Genomic DNA, 22,922 nt, shown 5'->3' on the forward strand with positions numbered 1-22,922 from the left:
CCCAGGGAGGACGCCCCTGCGCACGGGCCCGGTTCCACGCGGGCGGGGCGGGGCCGGGCGGCGGGTTTCTACCGGCCCTCCGGTTGGTCGAGCTGCTCCAGGGCATCGCGCAGGGCGGCCCGGGAGGTGACGCCCAACTTCGGGAAGAGCTGGTGGAGGTGGGTCGAGACGGTCCGGGGGGACAGCAGGAGGCGCTGCCCGATCTGCTTGTTGGTCAGGCCGGTGGCCGCCAGGCGGGCGATCTGCGACTGCTGCGGGGTCAGGGCCGGCCCGCGGGGCGCGGTGCGGGCGAGCACCGGGATGCCGCAGGCCCGCAGTTCGGTGTTGGCGCGCTGCGTCCACGGGTGGGCGCCGAGCCGCCCGAAGGTCTCCGCGGCGCCGGCCAGGTGCCGGCGGGCCCGGGCCGGGGCCTTGCCGCGGCGCAGCCGCTCGCCCAGGTACAGCTGGATACGGGCGTGGTCGAAGGGCCAGCGCTCCGCCCCGTCGACGGCCAGCGCGGCGCCCAGCCCCCGTACCGCCTCCTCGTCGCTCTTCGCCGCGAGCGCGGCCGAGGCGAGCAGCACCGCGGCCAGACGGGGTGAGACCGCGGCGAGGCCGGCGTCCCGGGCCGCCGTGACGTGGTCGGCGGCCTGCTCGCGCCGCCCCGTGCGCACGGCGGCCTCCACCTGGTCCAGGATCGCCCACAGCGCGTGCCCGGCGAAGGGCGCGAAGGTCCCGGTGGGCGTGATCGTGCGGGCGTGCCGGTACGCCTCGTCGAAGGCGCCCTGCGACAGGGCGGCCAGCGTCCGGACGTGGGCGGCGTAGCAGGCGACGGCGTGGCCTCGGCGGGACCGCGCCCACTGGTCCATCTGGTCGGCGAGCCGGTGGGCCGCCGGGTGGTCGCCGCAGGCCGCGTGCACGCAGCCCAGCACGAACGTGCCGGTCCAGGAACGCAGCGGATAGTCGAGTTCCTCGCACCAGCGCAGACCCCGCTCGGTCACCTGCCGCAACTCGGGCCACTGGCCGGTGAACCAGGCGTGGCTGCTCCACAGGAACGACGCCTGGATGGCCGGGAAGATGTTCTCCCCGGTCAGCCCGCCGCGGGCGGTGAGCCGCAACGGCTCCTCCATCGCCCCGAGCCGGTCGCCGTAGGCCGCGGCCGTGGCGATCCGCACGATCCGTACCGGGTCCGACGTACCGGGAAGCGCCCGGATGGCCGTGTCGAGCCGGTCCCAGTCGGCCGGGCGGGCCCGGGCCGGGTCGGCGAAGGTGGCCCGCAGCAACCGCAGGGTGTCCGGGACCGAGCCGCACCTCGCCACGGCCGCGTCGTAGTCCGACCACAGCTCGCGCCGGCCGCTGTGGACGCACACCATCAGCAGCGTGGACAGGGCTTCCTGGAAGGTGGCGTCCGCCAGGTCGTAGGGCTCGGGCTGAAGGGCGATCGCGCCGGACAGCAGGCGATGGGCCGTGTCGATGTCCCCGTAGCTGTTGAGCAGGTACAGCGCGGCGGCCACCGCGACGGCCAGGGAGTCCGCGTCGGGGGCGGCGTGCCGCGCGTCCTCCAGCAGGCGCGGTACGTCGCGTACGTCGCCGGTGAGGTTCGCGCCGACGTACGCGGCCTTCGCCAACCGCCGGGCGTACCCGGCGCCTTCCGGGCTCAGTTCCGCGGAACGGACCAGCGCGGCCACCGCGTTGGGCCCGTCACCGCGGCGGACGCTGGTGTCGGCGGCCTCCTCCAGCAGCGCGGCGACCTGTTCGTCGGGATCGACGGCCGCCTGCGCGAGATGCCAGGCGCGCTGCTCGGGGACCGCGATCCATGCCTGGGCCAGTGCGCGGTGCACGCTGCGCCGCTGGTCGCTGGTGGACAGGTCCACGACCGCGGAGCGGATGAGCGAGTGCCGGAAGGCCAGCCGCCCGCTCGCGTCGTCGACGCGTACGAGTTGCATCCGCTCGGCCGGCGCCAGGTGCTTCAGGCTGCACCGCCCGGCCACCGCGCGCCGCACGATCATCAGGTTGCCGCTGCCTTCCAACGCCGCGACGAGCAGCAGGTGCCGGGTGGCCGGCGGCAGCGGGGTGATGCGCGAGGCGAAGGTGGACTGGAGCCGCTGGGGCAGCGGGATGCGCTGCGGCAGGGCCTGGGACGCCCGCCGCTGGGACTCGGTCAGCGCGGCGGGGAGTTCCAGCAGCGCCAGCGGATTCCCTTCGGCCTCGGCGGTCAGCCGCCGTCGGACCCGGGAGGCGAGCGCCGGGAAGCGGCGGCGGAGCAGTTCGTCGGAGGCGGCCTCGGTGAGCGGGCCCAACTCGTGCAGAGGAAGGCCGCTGTGGTCGAAGAAGCCCTCCTCCCCGAGCCGGACCGCGCACACCAGTCCCGCGCCGGTGCCGGGCAGCCGGCGGGCCACCTGCCCCAGGACGACCGCGCTCGCCCGGTCCAGCCACTGCGCGTCGTCCAGCACCAGCAACACCGGTGCCGCACGCGAGAGATCAGCGGCCAGCGCCACCACGGCCTCGGCGATCCCGTCCTGCCCCGGCGCCGTGTCCTGCTCGACGCCGAGTGCGCCGGCCAGCGCGGGGACGTCCACCGCTCTCGCGCTGATCTCGGGTATCGACATGAGCAGTTGCCGCACGGCCCCGTAACCGGCCTGCACCCGGTACTGCACGCCGACCGCGTGCAGTACCCGCATCCCCGCGGACTCGGCCCGCCGTACGGCGGCGGCCAGGAGTGCCGTCTTCCCGACTCCCGGCTCTCCCACCAGCGTCAGCGACCCGCCTTGGCGCGGGAGTTCGGCCAGGAACGCGTCCAGCCGATCCGTGTCGGCCTCCCGGCCGACCAGGAGGTCGTCGCTTCCGTCGCCGGACCGGTCGATCACCACAGCCCCCTACCGCGCCGCTGGGCGGGTGGCAACTCCCGCGGGGCGCACGTCCTATGTCGCACGAGGTGTCCCAGATGCTAACCCCGGCAGAACCGTTTCGCGCAGGCGGTACGGCCCCGCGACCAGCCCCGCTCTCCCGTCGGACCGCGCGCTCACCCGCCGCGACCGGACGACCGCGACCCGGTGGCCGCGAGGGGCCGACCGCTGCCTTTGGCACCGCGACCACGACCGCCGGACTACGTCACTTGACGGAATCGGCACGCTCCACCCGGCCCTTAATGTACCCACATGACGTCGTCCGTCCGATGCGCCCGGAGGAGGTGGCCGCCATCACCGGACACCCGGGTTTCGGCGAGGTGCTGCGCCGCCACCGGCGCGAGGCCCGGCTGACGCTCGAACAGCTGGCGGAGGCGTCCGGCGTCAGCGCCCGGACCCTGTCGGACATGGAGCGCGGCCGCAGCCGCGGACCCCAGCAGCGGACCGTCACCGCCCTGGCCGACGCGCTCGTCCTCGGGGACGACGCGCGCGCGGAACTGCTCGGGTTGGCGCGCGAGGGCCGGCTGCGGGATCACTGGACGCGTCCGAGCGGCATGTGCGAACTGCCGCGCGTGATCGCGGACTTCACCGGCCGCTCCGCCGAACTGGTGTGGATCGGTGAGCTGGTCTACGCCGAGAGCGCGCCCGGCGTCGGGGTGATCGGTCTCATCACCGGCTCCGCCGGCCTGGGGAAGACCACCTTCGCCGTGCGGGCCGCGCACACCGTGCGGGCGAGCTTCCCCGACGGGGTGCTCTTCCTCGATCTGCTCGGCATGTCCTCGCACCCGGTGCCCGCCGACGAGGCGCTGCGGTCCGTACTGCAAGCGTTGGGGGTCGCCGATCCGCAGATCCCGGACGGCGCGGAGAGCCGGGCCTCCTTGTACCGGTCGATCCTGCGGGAGCGGCGGGTCCTGGTCGTCCTCGACAACGCCGCCTCGGAGGAGCAGGTCCGCCCGCTGCTCCCGGCGGGGGGCACGAGCCGGGCGCTGATCACCACCCGGCGGCTGCTGGCCGGGCTGGAGGGCGTACGCCGGCTGGTCCTCGGGCCGATGCCCGTACCGGAGGCCACCCGCCTGCTGACCGGGATTCTGGGCGAGCGCGCCGCCACCGACGACGAGGCGGACCTCACCAGGCTCTCGGAGCTGTGCGGCGGCCTGCCGCTCGCCCTGCGGATCATCGGCAACCGGCTGGCCAGCCGGCCGGGTTGGGACGCCGGGGAACTCGCCGCGCGGCTGGCGGACGAGGAGCGACGGCTCGACCAGTTCACGGCCGGTGACCTCAGGATCGCCAACGCGTTCGGGATGTCCTACGAGCAACTGGCCGACCAGGCACGGAGCCTGTTCCGGCGGTTGGCCGACGTGCCCGGCCCGGACTTCGACGCCGCCCTGGCGGCCGTCGCGGGCGCGATGCCGGTCAAGGAGGTCTGGGACGCGCTCGACGACCTCGTCGACCTCGGCCTGCTGCAGGACAGCACCGCCGGCCGCTACCGCTTCCACGACCTGGTCCGCCTCTTCGCCCGCGAGCGGCTCCGGGAGGAGGGGACCGCGGCCGACCGCGCCGCGCGGGCGGAGCTGGTGGTGCCGTGGCTGCTGCGGACGGCTACCATGGCGGGCCGCTGGTTCGAGCCCGGCTACGGCCGGCCCGAGCGGCCCGACCCCGAACTGCCCGTCCTGGCCTCCGTGGAGGACGCCGACCGGTGGTTGCGGATGAACGTCGACAACTGGCTGGGCGCCCTGCGGATCGCGGCGGGCGACGGCCGGCACGCGCTCGTCCTGGACTGCGCCGAGTCCATGCACTGGTTCTCCGACCGGTGGGCGCACGGCCCGCACTGGCGCGAGGTCTTCACCCTGGGGTCCGAGGCCGCCGCCGCCCTCGGCGACCCGGCCCAGCAGGCGACCCAGCTGAACTACCTGGCCTGGGTGCACTGGGTCCCGCCCAGCGACCCGCACGCCGTCATGCGGTACGCGGCCGAGGCGCTGGAGCTGGCCACCGCGGGCGGCGCCGCCGCGCAGATCGCCTGGTCGCACCAGTACTCCGCCGCGGCGCTGCGCATGCTCGGCCGGCCCGACGAGGCCATCGCGTCGGCGGAAGGGGCGGCGGAGACGTTCAGGAGCATGGGCGACATCGACGCGTACGTGCAGAGCCTGGCGTCCATCGGCGGGTCCCTCAGGGCCGAGGGGCGCCACGCCGAAGCGCTGGAGACGTTCCGTACCGGCCTCGCCGTGATGGCCGACGAGGAGTCGCGGATGACCCCCACCGTGATGACGCAGTGCCGGCCGCTCGCGCTGATCCGCGTCGGCCAGTGCCTGGGGGAACTCGGCCGGAGCGCGGAGGCGATCGCCACCCTCACCGAGGGGATCGCCCTGCTGGACGCGCTGCGGTTGTCGGGCTTCTGGCTGGCGGAGGGCCTGGAGACGCTGGCCGCCCTGCTGGCTGCGGAGGGCCGGGCCGCCGAGAGCCGCGACCGGTACGCGCGGGCGGCGCGGGTGTTCGAGGAGGCCGGCGACGCCGAGGCGAGCAGGCGCTGCCGGCTGCTGGGCACGGCGGCCGTCTGACCGCCCGACCCGGTGACCGCCTGGCCTGGTGACCGCCTGACCCGGTGACCGCCCGACCCGCCTGGGCTTCGGCGCCGCCCGCGCGCCCCGACCTGCCCCCGCCCGGCGTCCGCCCGTACTTCTGCGTGCTGTTCTGCGTGGTCCGGTGGCCGCCCCGCGACTTGACTTGAGCGCACCGGGACGGCCTCGACACCGGTCCCGTCAGACCCCATCGGGTCCCACCAGGTCAGGAGCGACCATGGCAACCATCAAGAACATCGTCCTCGTACACGGCGGATTCGTGGACGGATCGGGCTGGCAGGGGGTCTACGACCACCTGACCGCCGACGGCTACCGGGTGTCCGTCGTGCAGAACCCCACGCTGTCGCTGGCCGGCGACGTCGCCGCCACCCACCAGGTCCTCGACGGGCTCGACGGCCCCGCCGTCCTCGTCGGCCACTCCTACGGCGGCGCCGTCATCACCGAGGCCGGCTCGCACCCCCAGGTCGCCGCGCTCGTCTACGTCACCGCGTTCGCGCCCGACAAGGGCGAGTCGGTCAACTCCCTGATCGCCGACCCGCCGCCCGGGGCGCCGGTCCCGCCGATCCTGCCGCCCCGGGACGGGTTCCTCTTCCTGGACCAGGACAAGTTCGCGGCCTCCTTCGCCGCCGACGTGCCCGAGAAGGTGGCGGAGTTCATGGCCGACTCCCAGGTCCCGTGGGGCGTGGAGGCACTCGAAGGGGTGATCTCGGCACCGGCCTGGCGGACCAAGCCGTCCTGGTACCTGGTCGCCACCGACGACCGCATGATCCCGCCGCCCGCCCAGCGCGCCATGTCCGAGCGCGCCAACTCCACCGTCACCGAGACGCCCGGCAGCCACGCCGTCTACGTCTCCCGGCCCGCCGTCGTGGCCGCGGTCATCGCCCAGGCCGCCGAAGGCACCGACAGCCCTTCCTGAACGCCTTGTTCGCGCCGCGTAGCTCCCCCCCGGCCCCCGTCCGGGCGAGCCCGGCGCCCCCACCCGATCCACCGTGCCTGTTCACCTCGAAGGAGTCCGTCATGGGCCCTGACCTCACCCGCCGCCGCGTGCTCGCCACCGGCGCCGCGGCAGCCGGCGCCGCGGCGCTGATGGGACCGTTCAGCTCCACCGCCTCCGCCACCGCCGCGGGACGTTCCGCGAGCGGTCCCCGACCGACCATCGTGCTGGTGCACGGCGGATTCGCCGACGCGTCCTGCTGGAACGGCGTCATCGAGCGCCTCCAGCAGGAGGGCTACACGACCGTCGCGCCCGCCAACCCGCTGCGCGGCCTGCCCACCGACGCCCCCTATCTCGCCGGCGTCCTGCGGTCGATCCAGGGCCCGGTCGTGCTGGCCGGGCACTCCTACGGCGGCGCCGTCATCTCCAACGCCGCCGCCGGCATCCCCAACGTCAAGGCCCTGGTGTACGTCGCGGCGTTCGTCCCCGACATCGGCGAGCAACTCGGCGTGCTGATCGACAAATACCCCGGCAGCATCATCCAGGCCGCGACCACCCCCGTGCCCTACCCCAAGCCCGACGGCACCACCGGCACCGACCTGTACCTGGTGCCCGACGGGTTCCGCGCCGCCTTCGCCGCGGACCTCCCCGTGCACACCACGCGGCTGATGCAGGCCACCCAACGCCCCTTCGACGCCTCCTCCTTCACCGACGTCACCACCGCTGCCGCCTGGCACACCATCCCGTCCTGGGGCCTGGTGGCCGGCAGTGACAAGGCCATCCCGCCCGCCCTGGAGCGCTACTTCTACCGGCGCGCCGCCGCCCGCGACGTCGTCGAGGTGCCGGGGGCGTCCCACGTGGCCATGATCAGCCACCCGGGCACCACCGCCCGGCTCATCGACACCGCCGCGAAGGCGGTCCGCTGACCGACCGTGCCCCCCAGCCCGCACGCCCCGGCCCGCACCCGTCGGGCCGGGGCGTGCGTCGGGACACCCGTCAGGGGTTCGGAGTGCCGGACGACGGTGGGACGAGGCCGTTCTGGTAGGCGATGACCACGAGTTGGGCCCGGTCGCGGGCGTCGAGCTTGGTCATGGCGCGCTGGATATGGCTGCGTACGGTCAGCGGGCTGACCACCAGGTGCGCGGCGATGTCGGCGTTGGACCTGCCGTACGCGGCCAGGGTCATCACCTCGCGCTCCCGTTCGGTGAGGGTGGCCAGGCGCTCGGGCGGGGCGAGCGGCTGGTGGTCCGGGGTCGCCAGGAAGCGGTCGATGAGGGAGCGGGTGGCCGTCGGGGAGAGCAGCGAGTCGCCGGCCGCCACGGTACGGATGCCGGCGAGCAGCAGCTCCGGGCCGACGTCCTTGCCGAGGAAGCCGCTGGCGCCGGCCCGCAGCGCCCTGGCCACGTTCTCGTCGTTCTCGAAGGTGGTGAGGATCAGCACCCGGGTGTCCGCGAGTTCGGGGCGGGCGCAGATCTCCGCGGTGGCGGCGAGCCCGTCGGTGCCCGGCATCCGGATGTCCATGAGGACCACGTCGGGCCGGTGGACCAGCGCGAGGTCGACGGCCTCCCGGCCGTCCGCGGCCGCCCCGACGACGGTCAGGTCCGGTTCCGAGTCGATGAGGATGCGGAAGGTGGCCACGAGCAGGGCCTGGTCGTCGGCGAGCAGGACGTTGATGGTCATGGGCCGATGTCGCTTTCGTCGGGGCCGTTCAGCGGGAGCGTGCAGACGACTTCGAAGCCGCCCTCAGGGCGCGGGCCGGCCCGCAGGGTGCCGCCGGCGGCGAGGGCGCGTTCGCGCATGCCGAGCAGCCCGAACCCCTGGTGCGCGGTGGCGGGGCCGGCCGGCGGACGGGTGCCGGGCGCGGTGGAGTTGGTGACGGTGAGGGTCAACCGGTCGGGCGTGTACGCCAGCCGGACCCGGGCGGTGTGCGTGGCCGCGTGCTTGGCGACGTTGGTGAGCGCCTCCTGGATGACGCGGTACGCGGCGAGGTCGAGCCCGGGGGCGAGGTCCCGCCGCTCGCCCGCCACGGTGACGGCGACGTCGAGGCCGGCCGCCGCGTAGCTCGTGACCAGGTCGGGCAGCCGCCCGAGGCCGGGAGCGGGCGCGATCTCGTCGTCGGGGTCGGTGTCCTGGCGCAACAGCCCCACCGTGGCCTTGAGTTCGCGCAGCGCGGCGGCGGTCGTCCCCGGCAGCCGCGCGATGATCTCGAACGCCTGCTCCGGCCTGGTCGCGGCCAGGTGCGCGGCGGTGCCCGCCTGGGCGTGGGCGAGCGCGAGGTGGTGGGTGACCACGTCGTGGAGTTCGCGCGCGATACGCATCCGCTCCTGGACGACCCGCCGGCGGGCCTCCTCCTCCCGTTCCTGCGCGGCGTGCTCGGCCCGGGAGGCGGCGTACTCGCGCCGCACCCGTACGTAGCTGCCGAGGGCGGCGACCATCAGCACCCACGTGGCCGGGTTGAGGACGGCCAGCAGCAGCGCGTGCCGGAACGTGCTGAGGAGCCCGGTGACGACGATGCCCACGGTGCAGGCCAGTGCGCTGTTCCAGGCGGTCCTGCGGGGGGCGAGCAGGTTCGTGAAGTACTGCGCGACCAGGAGGGGGCCCATGAGCAAGGGGGTCAGCAGGTAGCCCAGGGCGCCCTCGACCATGGTGCACACCGCGGTCACCGCGAGGACGGGCAGCGGGTGGCTGCGCCGCCGGAGCAGCGCCGCGCAGGACAGGACGGACAGCACGAGGCCGGGCCACAGGGTGGGCGAGTGGTCCGTGACCGAGCGGGTGATCAGGACCCCCGAGCCGGTCGCGGCGAGCAGCAGCGCCAGCAGGGTGGTCTCCACCGCGCGCGGGTGGCGCGCCGACCACCGCTGCCAGCTTGTGCTCATCGCGTCGTTCTCCGGGGTAGGGCCGATCAGGACAGCGTCGCAGAAGCGGGCCGCGCCGCGCGGTGGACCGGCGGCCCGCGTGTGGCGCGCCGCGGCCCGCCCCGCGACGGGCGCGGCCCGGGTCCGCCGCTCAGGTACGGGCCGGCTCCTGCGGCAGCGCCCCGCTCTCCCCCGCCTCCGCCGCGGGCCCGGACGCCCCTGGGTCCCCGGACGCCCCGGACTTCGCGGACGCCCCGGACGCCCCGGACTTCGCGGTGAGCCCGGTGCCCTCGACGTCGATCCGTGGCAGCGCCCGGTCGAGCCATCGCGGCAGCCACCACGCCTTGGCGCCGAGCAGCGCCAGCACGGCCGGGACCAGCGCCATGCGGACCACGAACGCGTCCAGCAGCACCGCGACGGCCAGCCCGAAGCCGATGGTCTTGATCATGGACTCGTCGGACCCGACGAACCCCGAGAAGACCGCGATCATGATCACCGCCGCCGCGGTCACCACCCTGGCGCTGTGCCGGAACCCGCTCACGACCGCCTGCGCGGGCCGCTCCCCGTGGACGTACGCCTCCCGCATGCGGGCGACGAGGAAGACCTCGTAGTCCATGGCGAGGCCGAAGACGATGCCCACCAGGAAGATCGGCATCAGGCTCATGATCGGGCCGGTCTGCTCGACGCCGAGCAGCCGCGCGCCCCAGCCCCACTGGAAGACCGCGACCACGGTGCCGAGCGAGGCCAGCACCGACAGCAGGAACCCGAGGGCCGCCTTCAGCGGCACCAGCAGGGAGCGGAAGACCAGCAGGAGCAGGGCGAGCGAGAGCAGGACGATGACGCCGAGGTAGGGCACGAGGGCGTCCTGGAGGGCGCCGGCGACGTCGATGTTCATCGCGGTGGTGCCGGTGACCTCGTAGGTCGCCCCGGTGTCCGCCGCCAGGGCGGGCCGCTCCGCGCGGATCGTCCGCACGATGTCCTTGGTGGCCTGGTCGCTCGGGCCGGTGGCGGGCACGGCCGAGAACAGCGCGGTGTCGCCGGCCGCGTTGAACCGCGCGGGCGAGACGGACACCACGCCGGCGGTCCGCTCGATCGTCGCGGTGACGTCCTGGACGGCCGACCGCGGGTCGTGCGCGCCCTTGGCGTCGACCACGACCGTCAGCGGACCGTTGAACCCGGCGCCGAAGCCGTGCGCGAGCGCGTCGTAGGCCCGCCGCTCGGTGGTGGAGGTGGGCTTGGCCTCGTCGCCGGGCATGCCCATGTCCAGGTGGGTGGCGGGCAGCGCCAGCGCTCCCAGGCAGGCCACGCCCACCAGCAGCACCGCCAGCGGGCGGCGCTGCACGAACCTGGCCCACCGGGTGCCGCCGTTGTCACGGTCTCCGGCCTGGTCCTGGGCGGTGGCTCCGCCTGTGGCGGTCCCGCGCGCCCGGCCCACCTCGCCCGCCTCACGGCCCCGGGCCGCCTTGCGTGTTCGGCCCGCCTTCCGTGCCCCGCCCGCCTTGCGGGTCCTGCGGGCCAGCACCGCGTTCGGCCACATGCCGAGCAGCGCGGGGACCAGGGTCAGCGCGATGAGCACGGCGGTGACGACCGCCCCGGCCGCGCACAACCCCATCTTCGTCAGCATCGGCACGCCGATCACCGACAGCCCGGCCAGCGCGATCACGACCGTGAGCCCGGCGAAGACCACCGCGGAGCCGGCGGTGCCGACCGCGCGGCCCGCCGCCTCCTGCGGGTCGCGGCCGCGCGCCCGCTCCTCCCGGTAGCGGGAGATGACGAACAGCGCGTAGTCGATCCCGACCGCGAGCCCGAGCATGGACGCCAGCGTGCCCGTGGTCAGGTCGAGCCCGAAGGTGCTGCCGAGCGCGAGGATGGCGCACATGCTGATCCCGACGCCGATGACGGCGGTGAGCAGCGGCAGCCCGGCGGCCGCGAGCGACCCGAAGGTGACCAGCAGCACCACGGCGGCCAGGGCGATGCCGATCACCTCCGCGGAGCCGCCGGCCGCGGGCTGGGTGGCCAGCGCGGTGCCGCCCACCTCGACCGTGAGGCCGCTGTCGCGGGCCTGCGAGACGGCGCCCTCCAGGGCGTCCTTGCTCGCGTCGCTGACGTCGTCGGCCTTGACCTTGTAGGTGACCGTCGCGTAGGCGGTGGACGCGTCCTTGCTCACCGCGTGGGCCTTGAACGGGCTGACGGCGCTGTCCACCTGGGGTTCACCGGCGGCCTCGGAGACCAGCGTGTCGATCGCGGCGCGGTGGTCGGCGGCGGTGACCTTCTCGCCGCCGGGCGCGATGAAGACGATCCGGGCGGTGGCGCCGTCGGCGTCGGCACCCGGGAACCGCTGCCCGATCAGGTCGAACGCCTTCTGCGCCTCGATGCCGGGCATGAAGGTGGTGCCGCTGTCACCGGCGGCCGGCGCCTTGGCGGCCCCGACGCCGACCGCGACGAGGACCACCGCCCACAGCAGGGCGACGAGCCGGCGCCGCCGGAAGGCGGTACGGCCCAGTCGGTAAAGGAGGGTAGCCACAGCGAATGCCTCTCCGGGGTCATGGTCTCGGGCACTGCCAAGGCTGTCCTTCGGGACCCCGCCGGCGCGTCGTGCGGCTGCCGTCACTTCCGCCTGGTGAGAACGCACGACAAGGTGCGCGCCCCTCCTCCCTGAGGACTACCCGACGCCTCTCCCTCGCACCGGCCCCGGCCGGTCGGCCGCCCCGCTCCCCCGCGCGCGTCGGCGCTCCCCGCGCATGCCCGCGGCCCGGGCCATCACCCAGGCCCGGGCCGCGAACGGTGCTGCGTCGAACCAGGTCAGCCGGTCACCGGGACCGGGGCGAGGGTCGCGCGGAAGTGGCGCAGGATCGGGGACTGGTCCACGATCCGGAACCCGTAGACGCTGTCGGCGTTCTTGGTGATCTTCGCCAGGGTCTCGCCGACGTGGTCGTAGTGGCTGCGGGTGTAGACGCGGCGCGGCAGGGCGAGCCGGACCAGCTCGTAGGGCGCGCTCTTCACCGGGTTGCCGTCCTCGTCCTCCTCACCGAGGTAGAGGGAGCCCAACTCGGCCGAGCGGATGCCCCCTTCGAGGTAGAGCTGGACGGACAGCGCGTGGCCCGGGTAGTTGTGGGCGGGTATGTGCGGGAACAGCCGCCCCGCGTTGAGGTAGAGCGCGTGCAGGCCGGGCGGTTCGAGGATGTCGACGCCCGCCGAGCGCACCCGGTGGGCGAGGTGCGAGGCGATGTCGGCCCGCTCGGCGAGGTAGGACGGCTCGGTCACCTCGGTGAGCCCCTGGGCGATCATGTCCAGGTCGCGCCCCGCCAAGCCGCCGTAGGTCGCGAAGCCCTCGGTGGCGATCAGCAGCAGCTCGCACCGCTGGGCGAGGTCCGGGTCGTTGAGCCCGATGAACCCGCCGATGTGGACGATGCCGTCCTTCTTCGCGCTCATCACGCAGCCGTCCGCCAGCCGGAACGCCTCCTCGGAGACCTGCCGGGGGGTGCGGTCGGCGTAGCCGGGCTCGTGCCGGGTGACCAGCCAGGCGTTCTCGGCGAACCGGGCGGCGTCCAGGAAGAAGGGCACGCCGTGCGCGCGGCACAGCGCGGACGTCTGCTTGAGGTTCTCCATGGAGACAGGCTGCCCGCCGCCCCCGTTGTTGGTGATGGTGACGACCACCATCGCGACCCGGGAGCCCTCCGGCCCGGCGAGCGTGCGGCGCAGCTCGTCCAGGTCGATGTTGCCCTTGAACGGGTGGGTGCTGTCCAGGTTCCGCGCCTCGGGACACGGCAGGTCGCGCGCCTCGGCGCCGGCCAGCTCGACGTTGGCCCGGGTGGTGTCGAAGTGCGTGTTGGACAGCGCCAGCTTGCCGGGCTCCAACAGCGTGGTGAACAGCACGCGTTCGGCTGCCCGGCCCTGGTGGACCGGCAGGATGTGGGAGTAGCCGGTCAGCTCGGTGATGGTGTCGTGGAACCGGTAGAAGGAGCGCGAGCCCGAGTAGGACTCATCGCCCGCCATGCCGGCGGCCTGCTGCGCGGCCGACAGCGCGCCGGTGCCGGAGTCGGTCAGCAGGTCGATGGTCACCTCCTCCGCCCGCAGGTCGAACAGGTTGTAGTGCACGCGCTTCAGCGCTTCCTCACGCTGCTGCCGCGTCGTGACGGGGATGGGTTCCACTACCTTGATCCGGTACGGCTCCATGCAGACCGCTGCTCCTGTCTTTCTGTCGTGCGAAGTGGTGTTGCGGGTGTGTCAGCGCCCGATCCCGTGACCGGCACGGGTGGGGAGCGGTTCAACGGGGCGGTTGCACCTCGTACGCCTCCGAGGAGACGTAGACGGTGACCCGCGGGGCCTGGCCGCGCTGGTGGACCAGCGCCACGTAGGCGACGAGCCCGACCCCGTCGCTCAGCGGGCGGGAGGTCACCGCGGCCAGCGCGCGGTCGAGTGCGGCGCCGTCCATGCCGTAGCGGCGCAGCACCGCCACCGCCCGCTCGCGCGCCTGTCCGTCGTGCTCGACGTACGTCCGCACGGGCATGTGCAGCGTGAAGCCGCTGGGCAGGCCGGTCGCCGTCTCGGTGAAGGAGTGGCAGGTCAGGGCGCGCCGGGTGAGCGGCCCCCGGGCACCGTCGGCGGCGCCGCCCGCGCCGTCGTCGCCGGTGCCGGCGATCGTGTGGAAGAAGCCCGTCGTCTGGTCCCGGCCCTCGTCGGGCGCGAGGCGGGAGTACGCGCCGGCCTGCTCGGCGGCGAGGCTCTCGTGGGTGCAGTAGACCTTCACCCGCGGCGCCTGCCACGCGCCGAGGTCGAGCGCGACGAAGGGGAAGTCGTCGGCCGGCGGCAGCGCGTCGAACGCCTGCCGGTGGCCGAGCCGGGCGAGCGCCTCCCGTACGGTCTCCGCGCGCCGGTCCCGGCCGTTGGCGGCCGGGCTGAGGTAGACCTTCACCGCGGGGACGCCGCCGGGCCGCAGTTCCAGCGCGCACCACAGGGCGAACGCCCCGGCGGGTGCGGCCGGGAAGAACAGGTCCTCCAGCCGGTCGAGTTGGTCGGTGGAGAAGTTCCAGCGGTCCGCCATCTCGCGGATCACCCGCAGCCCGGTACGCCCGTTCGCCGCCAGGTCCCCGCTGCCGCAGCCGGGTTCGAGCAGCACCCGCAGGGCCGGCGTGGAGCCGGGCAGGAAGGCCAGCGAGTACTCGACCGGCGTGTGGTCGTCGGAGAGCAAGGTAGGCGAGGGCGGGGGCAGCGCCAACGACCGTTCGGCCGCCGGGCCGAGGCTGTCGGCGAGGACCTCGACATAGGTCTCCGTGTCCGCACGGTCCAGCCGCACCACCTCGCACAGCCGGGCGAGCTGCCCGGTGACGAGACCGCCGAGCTGGGCCGGCTCCAGCCGGGAGAGGCCGGAGCCGGCGAAGTCGCGGATCGGGGAACGGCCGCCGGTCATCGGAGCCCTCCCCTCGCGATGGCATATGCCGGAACACGCCCGTGGTGGGCGAAAAGAGACCCGCCCCGGAGGGCGGGTTCGGCGGGCGGCGCATCCCCCGGCACGCACAGGTACTCGGGATGAGAACAAATGTTCGATGATCCGGAGTGAACATCCGACGGTCGGGGTAGGGGTAAAACAGCCGGTCGTAGCGGTACGGGCGGATCGGCGGCAGCAGGCACGGTGACAACTCCTTTAGTCCTGGCCAACGATTTTCGCCCAGGTGACTACCCGTCCCGTCGAACGATCATGTGAGTTGCAGGCATATGCGCGTCGTGACCTGAATCACGCATGCTTTTTGGCCACTTCCGCGGCTGGATCACACCTTCCACCAGGCCAGGAACGAACTCCACAAGCCTCCCTTTTGCGCCTTGCCCTGCGATGGGCCCTGTTGTCCGGCCGTCGCCGCAGGCTTCCCCTGCGCCCCGGTCTGCGGGCCTTTGTCCACCCGTATCGGCGCGAACCGGGCGGGCAGCGCGGCCAGCGCGCGGTTGAACGGCCCCGGCCGCCAGGTCAGGCTGTCCACCGGCACCGCCAGCTCGATGTCCGGGAGCTGGTTGAGCAGGTTCTCGATGGCCGCGATCGTGATCAGCTGGGCCGGGTCCTTCGCCGGGCAGCCGTGCGGGCCGGTGCTCCACGCCAGGTGGGCGCGCTTGCTGAGCAGTTGGCGCGAGCCGGACAGCGCCGGGTCGGTGTTGGCCGCCGCGAAGCTGACCAGCACCAGCTCGCCCGCGTCGATCCGGCGCCCGGCGAACTCGATGTCGGCCACCGGGTAGTGGGGCGCGTAGTTGGACATCGGCGGGTTGTTCCACAGCACTTCGTCGATGGCGTCCTCGACCAGCAGCCCGCCGTCGGAGAACCGGTCGTCGGAGAGGATGAGGCACAGTCCGTTGCCGATGAGGTTGCGCAACGGCTCTGCACCGGAGCCCAGCAGCAGGATCAGCTGGTGGACCATCTCCTCGTCAGTGAGCTTCGCCGGGTGCTGCATGAGCCATGACGTCACGTCATCACCCGGCTGTGCCCGCCGCAGCGCGACCAGCTCGGCGACGGACTGGCCGAGCACCTCGTTGGCCTTCTCGGCGTTGATGCCGTCGAAGATGCCGTTGATGCCGAAGATGACCCGGTCGCCGATGTCCGCGGGGCAGCCGAACAGCTCGCTGAAGACGAAGAGCGGCAGCAGCTTGGCGTAGTCGTTGAGCAGGTCGACCGAGCCGCGGGTGCTGAACTGCTCGATCAGGTACCGGGAGACCCGGTCCACGTTCCGCTTCAGCAGGTGGCTGTCCACCCGGGCCATGGTGTCCGTGACGGCCTGGCGCAGCCGCAGGTGGTCCGCGCCGTCGGTGAACATGCAGTTCGGCCGGTAGGCGAGCAGCGGCACCACCGGGCTGTTCGGGTTGACCTTGCCCTCGTTGAAGGCGCGCCAGCGGCGCGAGTCCTTCCGGAAGGTGTCGGGGTCCTGGAGCAGTTGCAGCGCCGCCGAGTAGTCCGTGACGAGCGTGGCGTTCACCCCGGGCGCCAGCTCCACCGGCGCGGTGGGGCCGAAGTTGCGCATCCAGGCGTAGTACGAGTCGGGGTCCGCCTGGAACTCGGGGCCGTGCAGGGGCACTCGGCCGTGTGCGGGGCAGCCGGGCGGAGGGGAGGGGAAGCCTGAGTCGGTACTCACGTGGTGCTCCTAGCGGTACGCGTCTGGAGATACCGGACCAGGGCGATCAAAGCGTCGGCGGACGATTTCTGGTCGCGGGCATCGCAAGTGACGATGGGGGTTTCGGGCAGCAGGTCGAGGGCGTCGCGCAACTCGTCGTCGGAGCGGACCGGCGTGTCGTCGAAGTGATTGACGGAAATCGCGTAGGGAAGCCCGTATTGTTCGACGAGGTCGATGACGGGGAAGGACTCCTTGAGCCGCTCCGGGTCGACCAGGATCAACGCGCCGAGCGCGCCTCGGGTCATGTCCTCCCACACCTGGACGAAGCGTTCCTGCCCGGGCGTTCCGAAGAGGTACAGCACGAGTTGCTCGCTCAGCGTGATGCGGCCGAAGTCCATGGCCACCGTGGTGGTGGTCTTCCCCCGCACTCCCTTGAGGTCGTCGACCAAGGCGCCGGCCTGGGTCATCCGCTCCTCGGTGCGCAGCGGCGGGATCTCGGACATGGTGCCGATGAACGTCGTCTTTCCGACCGCGAAGTGCCCCACGACCAGGATCTTGGCCGCGGTCTTCACCGCTCCGTCGAGATAGACGCCATCAGCCGAATCGGGCCTGGAGCCCATTCAGCACCTCCTGAAGGAGCGATACGTCGGCGAGTTGGGCACGAGGCACCGGGGGCCGGACCACCAGGTAGCCCTCCGACGACAGGTCGGAGAGCAGCACCTTGATGATGCCGATCGGAAGCTTCATGTGCCCGGCTATCTCGGCCACCGAGAGCATGCCGCCCGAACACAGGTCCAGGACACTGTGCTTCTCCGGGTCGAGATGGACCGGACGCGGCTGATCGGACGCGGTGACCAGGGTGATGAGGTTGAACTGGTCGTCGGCCGGCAGGCCGCGACCGTTCGTGATGACGTACGGTCGCACTAAATCCGTGGACTGCGCTACGGGCTCATCCGATTCGTTCATACCTGGGTACTCGTGTTTTCGCGAGGCGGCGCGGTCAGGACCTTGCCGAGTTGGCCGACGAGTTGCTGCATCCGGAAGGTGATGGCCGCCATGTCGACGTCCGGAGCGGACGAGACGGCCAGATAGGCGCCCGCACCGGCGGAGATGAGGAAGACCCAGCCGCCGTCGAACTCCACCAGGGTCTGGCGCCAGACCATGTCCGGGCCGCCGCAGAAGCTGCCCATCGTGCGGCTCAGCGACTGGATGCCGCTCATGGCCGCGGCGACGGTGTCGGCCTCGTCCTTCCTGACCTGCTGCGAGCGGGCCATCAGCAGCCCGTCGGCGGAGATCAGGATCGCGTGGCGCGCCCCGGGGACCTCCAGGGCACTCTCAAGCATCCATGACAGGTCGTTGTTCACTGCGGTTCATGCCCTTCCCTTTGTGCGGAGCGCCCGGACTGTGTGCCGAGCTGGAAGGCGCCCATGATCGAAGCGGCTTCCTCGTTCGTCCGGGTGGGGGGCGCGGGGGCGTCCGCACTCGGCACGATGGAGATCGATCCCTTCCGGCTCCGTCGGGGCAGACCGCCGGGGGTCGAGCTGGACGGCCGCTCCGCCGGCGCGGCAGCCCCGGCGGCCACCCCGTTGGGAGCGGGGGTACGGGAGGCCGGCGGCTCTTTCGGCTCGGGCATGTTGGTCAGAAGCTCCTCGGGAAGAAGCACCACCGCGCGTACGCCGCCGTAGGGGGAGGAGGAGTCGACGGACACGTTGAAGCCGTACCGCTGGGCGAGCACGCCGATGACCGCGAAACCGAACTGCGGCGGGTTGCCCAGTCCGGCGACGCCCGCCGGGCCCTGGCCGGACAGCAGCTCGTCGGCGCGCGCCTTCTCCTCCTCGTTCATACCGACACCGGCATCGTCGATGATGATGCAGACACCCTTGGGCACAGTGCGGGTGGTGATGTCGATCGGGGTGTCGGGGGCCGAGTAGCTGGTCGCGTTGTCCAGCAGCTCGGCGAGGGCCAGCGCCACGGGCTCGACGGCGCGGCCGATCAGGGCGAAGTTGGTCTGCGAACGGATCTCGACCCGCGTGTAGTGCCGGATACGGCCCTTCGCGCTGCGCACCACGTCGTAGACCGACGCGGCGACCCGCTGCCGGCCCAGCCACCCGTCGCAGAGCACGGCGATGGACTGCGCACGCCGGCCGAACTGCGAGTTCATGTGGTCGATCTCCAGGAGGTCCTGGAGGACGTGGTGTTCGCCGAACTTGTCCTGGGCCTTGGAGATGGCCACCTGCTGCTCGTTGGCCAGGCCCTGGAGGGTCCGCATGGCCGACTTGAGCGCGCTCTTGGTGGCGTCCTCCGCGCGGACCCGGGCTTCCTGCACCGACTCGGAGTAGCCGCCCTCGAGTTCCGCGTAGCGGCTCTCCAACTCGGCGTTCTCGGTCCGCAGTCTGGCCCGCGCTTTCCGCCCGCGGAGTATGACGGTTGCGGCGAACGGCGCGCCGGCGATCAGAGCCCAGAGCGCCGGGTCCTGTATGTAATGCGTCATGAGACTCTCTTCAAGCGACTAGACGACCACCAGGGACTTAAGGGGGGCTGCGTCTCTGCGTCCGGGAGGTACTGATGTGCGAGGGTGCCGCTAAGGCACCCGCGCGACCCGGGGCGTCGCACGCGCCTTGCCGGCGGCAGCGCAGACGGGTCGGCACAACTAAGAGCGCCCGTATGCCCGACTGCGGCATGGTGCTCCTCGGTGTGGTGGACCCTCTCGACCCGATCGCCGTCTGTCCTGCACGCTCATTGGCTAGCCTGGCAAGCGGGCCGATCGTACCACCATGATCAGCCACGGGGCGCGCAAGTGCCGCTGGCACGTGAAATCCTGACGCGACGTCAGTACAATGCCCGCGCAATTCCCCGGCGAACGCCCGTCCGGGCTCGGTACTTTGCCCGGATGCGTGCCGACTGGTTCGGGGTACGGGCGGCCGTCCCGCCCCGCACCAGCGCGTTTGTGAACGTTGTGCGAAGGCCGACCGCCTTTTCGGGGAGGCTACTTGAGAGCCTGCGCCGCCTTGGCCCAGTTGCCGCGGAGGGTGTCGAGATAGGAACGGGCCTGCGAGCCGGGGCTGGTGCCCTCCGCGAACAGCCGCATGTTGCCGGTGCCGGTGTTGTAGCCGAGCGCGAGCAACTGGTCGGTGGTGTACGCGCCGGTGCGGTGCGCGGGGAGTTGGGCCTGGAGGTCGTGCAGATACCAGGCGGCCGCCTGGATCGCCAGGTCCGGGTGGTCCGGGAGCTCCTCCCAGCTGCGGTTCGCGAACGGCCGGCCGCGCTTGGTGTCGTCGAACGCGGCACGGTGCATGTTGGCGATGCCGAACGCGGCGTCGGGCTTCGACTTCTGCCAGGCGCGCTCGAAGGCGGGGTCGTGCGGCTTGTACGACTCGTTGTAGAGGATCGCCATCAGCAACTGGGCGTGCACACCGGCTTGCCGGGCGTACGTGACGACGGGCCCGGCGAACTGCGCCGGGTCGTTCGGGTCCGGTGTCGCGGACCGGGTCGGGGCCGATGTCGTGGGCGCCGCCGTGCTGTGCGGGGCGGTGCTCCGCGCGTCGGCGTCGTGGTCGCCGTGCCCGTGGCCGACCGCCAGGAAGGCGGCGACCAGGCCCGCGACGGCGAGCCACGGCCAGATGCTGCGTCCGCCGGCCACGCTCGCCTCCTCATCGGTCGGGTCACCCGCTGCGAGGGTAACCCGGGCGGGCCGGGGCGGGCCCGGCGGCCGAGGCCGGCCGGGCCCGTCGGCTCAGACGTTGACGCCGAAGTCACTCGCGATGCCGGCCAGGCCGGAGGCGTACCCCTGGCCGATGGCGCGGAACTTCCACTCCGCGCCGTGCCGGTACAGCTCGCCGAAGACCATGGCGGTCTCGGTGGAGGCGTCCTCGGTCAGGTCGTAGCGCGCCAGTTCGCGGCCGTCGGCCTGGTTGACGATCCGGATGAAGGCGTTGCGGACCTGGCCGAAGCTCTGGCCGCGCCCCTCGGCCTCGTAGATGGAGACGGGGAAGACGATCTTGTCCACCTGGGGCGCGACGCCCGCGAGGTTGACCTTGATCTGCTCGTCGTCGCCGTCGCCGCCGCCGGTGAGGTTGTCCCCGCTGTGCTCGACCGAGTGGTCCGGGCTGGCGAGGTTGTTGAAGAAGACGAAGTGCTGGTCCGACAGCACCTTCCCGGCCGTGTCGCACAGCAGGGCCGAGGCGTCCAGGTCGTAGTCGGCACCGGTGGTGGTGCGCACGTCCCAGCCCAGCCCGACGGTGACCGCGGTCAGCCCCGGCGCCTCCTTGCTCAGTGAGACGTTGCCGCCCTTGGACAAAGTCACGCCCACGAACTACCTCCGGTTGTCCTCGTCGTTCCGTGTTCGGCTGCTTGCCGGAACCGACGCCGCACGGCGTGCCACGGTTCCCGGCTTGCGTAAGAGCTCAAGCTTTTCGGCCCGGCCCGTCAGTCGTCGGAGTCCTTCTTCCCCGGAGAGGCCGCGTACGCCTGCCCCGGTGTCATCGGGACGCCGTTGATCTCGACCGTCTTGTACGTGCTGACCTCGGCGCAGGACGACGACTTGTCCGCGGTCTCGGGGTGCGCGTTGGCCAGCGCGGTCTTCGTGTCGCCGGCGGAGGCCGTGCCGCTACCGCCGGGGAAGCTGGTGCCGCTGGACCAGTCGGAGCCGATCACCAGCGTGACGCCGGCCGCCGTGCCCTGCTTCAGGTGCGACGACGGCAGCCCGAGCGCCTTGGCCGCGGTCTGCGCCTGGCCCTTCTGCCCGGGGCCGTAGGTCAGGGTCGTGGTGGCCGTGGCGTCGGCGTTGCCGCTGCTGGTGGCCGGGTTGAAGCCCTTTTTGACCAGCGCGCCGGCGATGTCGCCGGCCCGCCCGCCGACGGTGGTGCCGTTCCGCACGCTGACCGTGACCTGCGAGGCGGGCACCGCGGTGGCCGACGGGCTCGCGGTCGCCTTGGCCGCCGCGGACTTGCCACCGCCGGCGGTGGTCAGCGCCTGGTCGCCCGCGATGGTGGAGAAGAGCGTCTGCGCGCCGGCGCCCACCACGACCCGGTTGGAGTCGCTCGGGTCGGGCGCGGTCTGCATGGTGGTGAAGGTGATCCGCTTGGACGGCACCTTGTTCACGTCGTCGGCCAGCCCGATGAGCTTCTTGACGCTGCCCAGCCCGGTGTCCACGGTGAGCGCCTTGGTGGCGGCGTTCGCCAGCTTGTAGACGGCCTCGGGGTTGGTCAGGGTGCCCGCGCTCTTGAACTTGCGGATCAGCGAGCTGAGGAAGGCGTGCTGGGCGTAGGTGCGCCCGAGGTCGCTGCCGTCCCCGAAGCCGTGCCGCGAGCGCAGGAACTCCAGCGCGCCCACGCCCTTGAGGGTGTGGGTGCCCTTGGAGAGCTTCAGGTGGGAGTACGTGTCGTACACGTCGCCGCTGACGCAGACCGGCACGCCGCCGACCGCGTCGGACATGCTGACCACGCCGGAGAAGTCGACCTGGATGAAGTGGTCGATGGGGATGTTCGTCAGCTGGTGGACGGTGGCCACCTGGCACGCCTGCCCGTACGCCAGCGCGCTGTTGATCATGCCGTGGTAACCGGCGGTCTTCGCACCCGTCTTCGGGTCGGTGCAGGCCGGCACGTCGACCTCGGTGTCGCGCGGGATGCTCATCACGGTGGCGTTGGAGCGGTCGGCGGATATGTGCAGCACCATCTCCACGTCCGCGTTGCCCCCGCTCTGCACGCCGGTCTTGGCGCAGCCGCCGCCCAGCTTGCAGTCCTCGGTCGAGGTACGGCCGTCACTGCCCATCACCAGGATGTTGATCGGGGTCCGGCCGAAGGCGTCCGCCTTCTCCTTGCCGGCGCTGTCCTTCCCGACGCCGTTGGTGAGCGAGACGCTGGTGATGTTGCCGTTCAGGTGCTGGTAGAACCACCAGCCGGCGCCGGCGGTGACCACCACCAGCAACGACACGGTGATCGCCGCGATCCGCAGGAACCGCCGCCCTCCGCTGCGGCGCTTCGCCCGGCTGCCGCCGCGCCGCCGCGACCCGCCCCGGCCGTGCGCCGCCGCCCGGGCCGCGGACCGCCCGCCGGATATCCCGCCGCCGGAGTCCCCGGGGTCCGGGTCGCCGCCACGGGCGCGGGAGCCCCGGTCGCCGGGTCCGGCATCGTGGGAGCCGCCGCGCGGCCCCGGCGGTTGCGGTGCGCGGTCGTACGGCACCCGGCCCTCCGGCGGGCCGCCGGCCGGCCTGTCCCAGGGATCACTCATCTCCCACTCCCTTGTCCGAGCAGTCCTCGCGAGGCCCGCGGCCGGTTACGACCAGTGAAGCGGTGACTCCACTCCGTTTTCACGCTTGCGCAATGCGGCAAGGATAGGTCATGCCCCTGTGCGGACCCGATGAGTTCGGGCCGGCCGGCCCGGGTCACCCGAGCACCGGGCAGGCGAGGCCGCCCGGGCCAGCCGGCCCGCAGTGGACGGCGAACGGGGCGAGCTGCGCCCGCTCTCGAAGTACGGCTCCCGTCGGAGGGCTGGGCGATGCGGCGGCGCTCGGATGACGCGGGCGATGCGGTGACGCGAGTGGTGCCAGTGACGTGAGTGACACAGGTGATCCGCGCCACACC

At 72.8% G+C, this 22,922-nt stretch carries 17 protein-coding genes; 3 read left to right on the forward strand and 14 right to left on the reverse strand.

Going from position 1 to position 22,922, the window contains the following annotated elements:
• Nucleotides 1-68: 68 nt before the first annotated feature.
• Nucleotides 69-2,846: an AAA family ATPase gene (locus ACIPAE_RS28360; RefSeq protein WP_402448926.1), complete on the reverse strand. Its 2,778-nt coding sequence runs from the start codon at nucleotides 2,844-2,846 to the stop codon at nucleotides 69-71.
• A 308-nt stretch (nucleotides 2,847-3,154) separates the two neighbouring features.
• Here ACIPAE_RS28360 and ACIPAE_RS28365 point away from each other — a divergent pair, with 308 nt between their 5' ends.
• From ACIPAE_RS28365 to ACIPAE_RS28375, 3 genes are all read left to right on the forward strand, one after another.
• Nucleotides 3,155-5,440 carry a helix-turn-helix domain-containing protein gene (locus ACIPAE_RS28365; protein ID WP_402448928.1) on the forward strand — a complete coding sequence of 762 codons (2,286 nt, stop codon included), beginning with the start codon at nucleotides 3,155-3,157 and terminating at the stop codon, nucleotides 5,438-5,440.
• Nucleotides 5,441-5,678: 238 nt separating this feature from the next.
• Nucleotides 5,679-6,377 (forward strand): alpha/beta fold hydrolase, encoded by a 699-nt coding sequence (locus ACIPAE_RS28370; RefSeq protein ID WP_402448930.1) that lies wholly within the window; start codon nucleotides 5,679-5,681, stop codon nucleotides 6,375-6,377.
• Nucleotides 6,378-6,478: 101 nt separating this feature from the next.
• On the forward strand, nucleotides 6,479-7,321 hold the full coding sequence (locus ACIPAE_RS28375) for an alpha/beta fold hydrolase (RefSeq protein ID WP_402448933.1): 843 nt from the start codon (nucleotides 6,479-6,481) through the stop codon (nucleotides 7,319-7,321).
• A gap of 70 nt (nucleotides 7,322-7,391) precedes the next feature.
• On the opposite strand, the gene ACIPAE_RS28380 is transcribed toward ACIPAE_RS28375, so the two are convergent.
• The 13 genes from ACIPAE_RS28380 to ACIPAE_RS28440 form a co-directional block, all read right to left on the reverse strand.
• Entirely contained in the window at nucleotides 7,392-8,075 is a 684-nt protein-coding gene (locus tag ACIPAE_RS28380; protein ID WP_329367830.1) for a response regulator transcription factor, read from the reverse strand.
• Entirely contained in the window at nucleotides 8,072-9,271 is a 1,200-nt protein-coding gene (locus tag ACIPAE_RS28385; protein WP_402448936.1) for a sensor histidine kinase, read from the reverse strand. The genes ACIPAE_RS28380 and ACIPAE_RS28385 overlap by 4 nt, the downstream gene beginning before the upstream one ends.
• Before the next feature lie 130 nt (nucleotides 9,272-9,401).
• Nucleotides 9,402-11,774 (reverse strand): MMPL family transporter, encoded by a 2,373-nt coding sequence (locus ACIPAE_RS28390; protein ID WP_402448939.1) that lies wholly within the window; start codon nucleotides 11,772-11,774, stop codon nucleotides 9,402-9,404.
• A 278-nt stretch (nucleotides 11,775-12,052) separates the two neighbouring features.
• Nucleotides 12,053-13,402, reverse strand: a complete 1,350-nt coding sequence (locus ACIPAE_RS28395; RefSeq protein ID WP_328465615.1) for a tryptophanase — start codon at nucleotides 13,400-13,402, stop codon at nucleotides 12,053-12,055.
• A gap of 115 nt (nucleotides 13,403-13,517) precedes the next feature.
• Nucleotides 13,518-14,660: a tryptophan dimethylallyltransferase family protein gene (locus ACIPAE_RS28400; RefSeq protein ID WP_402448943.1), complete on the reverse strand. Its 1,143-nt coding sequence runs from the start codon at nucleotides 14,658-14,660 to the stop codon at nucleotides 13,518-13,520.
• Between the two features lie 358 nt (nucleotides 14,661-15,018).
• The gene (locus tag ACIPAE_RS28405) at nucleotides 15,019-16,362 is read right to left on the reverse strand and encodes a cytochrome P450 (protein ID WP_329367820.1); all 1,344 of its coding nucleotides are present in this window, start codon (nucleotides 16,360-16,362) and stop codon (nucleotides 15,019-15,021) included.
• Nucleotides 16,359-16,961, reverse strand: a complete 603-nt coding sequence (locus tag ACIPAE_RS28410) for an ATP/GTP-binding protein (protein ID WP_328465621.1) — start codon at nucleotides 16,959-16,961, stop codon at nucleotides 16,359-16,361. Before ACIPAE_RS28410 ends, ACIPAE_RS28405 begins: the two co-directional genes overlap by 4 nt.
• Nucleotides 16,936-17,307, reverse strand: a complete 372-nt coding sequence (locus ACIPAE_RS28415) for a DUF742 domain-containing protein (RefSeq protein ID WP_328465623.1) — start codon at nucleotides 17,305-17,307, stop codon at nucleotides 16,936-16,938. Before ACIPAE_RS28415 ends, ACIPAE_RS28410 begins: the two co-directional genes overlap by 26 nt.
• Nucleotides 17,304-17,705, reverse strand: a complete 402-nt coding sequence (locus ACIPAE_RS28420; RefSeq protein ID WP_329367817.1) for a roadblock/LC7 domain-containing protein — start codon at nucleotides 17,703-17,705, stop codon at nucleotides 17,304-17,306. Before ACIPAE_RS28420 ends, ACIPAE_RS28415 begins: the two co-directional genes overlap by 4 nt.
• Entirely contained in the window at nucleotides 17,702-18,832 is a 1,131-nt protein-coding gene (locus ACIPAE_RS28425; protein WP_329367815.1) for an ATP-binding protein, read from the reverse strand. Before ACIPAE_RS28425 ends, ACIPAE_RS28420 begins: the two co-directional genes overlap by 4 nt.
• Nucleotides 18,833-19,327: 495 nt before the next feature.
• Nucleotides 19,328-19,981 carry a transglycosylase SLT domain-containing protein gene (locus ACIPAE_RS28430; protein WP_402448947.1) on the reverse strand — a complete coding sequence of 218 codons (654 nt, stop codon included), beginning with the start codon at nucleotides 19,979-19,981 and terminating at the stop codon, nucleotides 19,328-19,330.
• A 93-nt stretch (nucleotides 19,982-20,074) separates the two neighbouring features.
• Nucleotides 20,075-20,650 (reverse strand): TerD family protein, encoded by a 576-nt coding sequence (locus ACIPAE_RS28435; protein WP_402448949.1) that lies wholly within the window; start codon nucleotides 20,648-20,650, stop codon nucleotides 20,075-20,077.
• Between the two features lie 116 nt (nucleotides 20,651-20,766).
• A complete protein-coding gene (locus ACIPAE_RS28440; protein WP_402448950.1) occupies nucleotides 20,767-22,569 on the reverse strand; it encodes an LCP family protein in 1,803 nt (600 codons plus the stop codon).
• Nucleotides 22,570-22,922 lie beyond the last annotated feature (353 nt).

Origin of the sequence: Streptomyces sp. NPDC087270, assembly GCF_044744625.1 — a bacterium.
Classification (GTDB): Bacteria; Actinomycetota; Actinomycetes; order Streptomycetales; family Streptomycetaceae; genus Actinacidiphila.

Bases quoted from the DNA above. Each gene is read 5' to 3' on its own strand.
- ACIPAE_RS28365 (WP_402448928.1), top strand. From the start codon at position 3,155: ATGCGCCCGGAGGAGGTGGCCGCCATCACCGGACACCCGGGTTTCGGC.
- ACIPAE_RS28370 (WP_402448930.1), top strand. From the start codon at position 5,679: ATGGCAACCATCAAGAACATCGTCCTCGTACACGGCGGATTCGTGGAC.
- ACIPAE_RS28375 (WP_402448933.1), top strand. From the start codon at position 6,479: ATGGGCCCTGACCTCACCCGCCGCCGCGTGCTCGCCACCGGCGCCGCG.
- ACIPAE_RS28380 (WP_329367830.1), bottom strand. From the start codon at position 8,075: ATGACCATCAACGTCCTGCTCGCCGACGACCAGGCCCTGCTCGTGGCC.
- ACIPAE_RS28385 (WP_402448936.1), bottom strand. From the start codon at position 9,271: ATGAGCACAAGCTGGCAGCGGTGGTCGGCGCGCCACCCGCGCGCGGTG.
- ACIPAE_RS28400 (WP_402448943.1), bottom strand. From the start codon at position 14,660: ATGACCGGCGGCCGTTCCCCGATCCGCGACTTCGCCGGCTCCGGCCTC.
- ACIPAE_RS28410 (WP_328465621.1), bottom strand. From the start codon at position 16,961: ATGGGCTCCAGGCCCGATTCGGCTGATGGCGTCTATCTCGACGGAGCG.
- ACIPAE_RS28415 (WP_328465623.1), bottom strand. From the start codon at position 17,307: ATGAACGAATCGGATGAGCCCGTAGCGCAGTCCACGGATTTAGTGCGA.
- ACIPAE_RS28425 (WP_329367815.1), bottom strand. From the start codon at position 18,832: ATGACGCATTACATACAGGACCCGGCGCTCTGGGCTCTGATCGCCGGC.
- ACIPAE_RS28440 (WP_402448950.1), bottom strand. From the start codon at position 22,569: ATGAGTGATCCCTGGGACAGGCCGGCCGGCGGCCCGCCGGAGGGCCGG.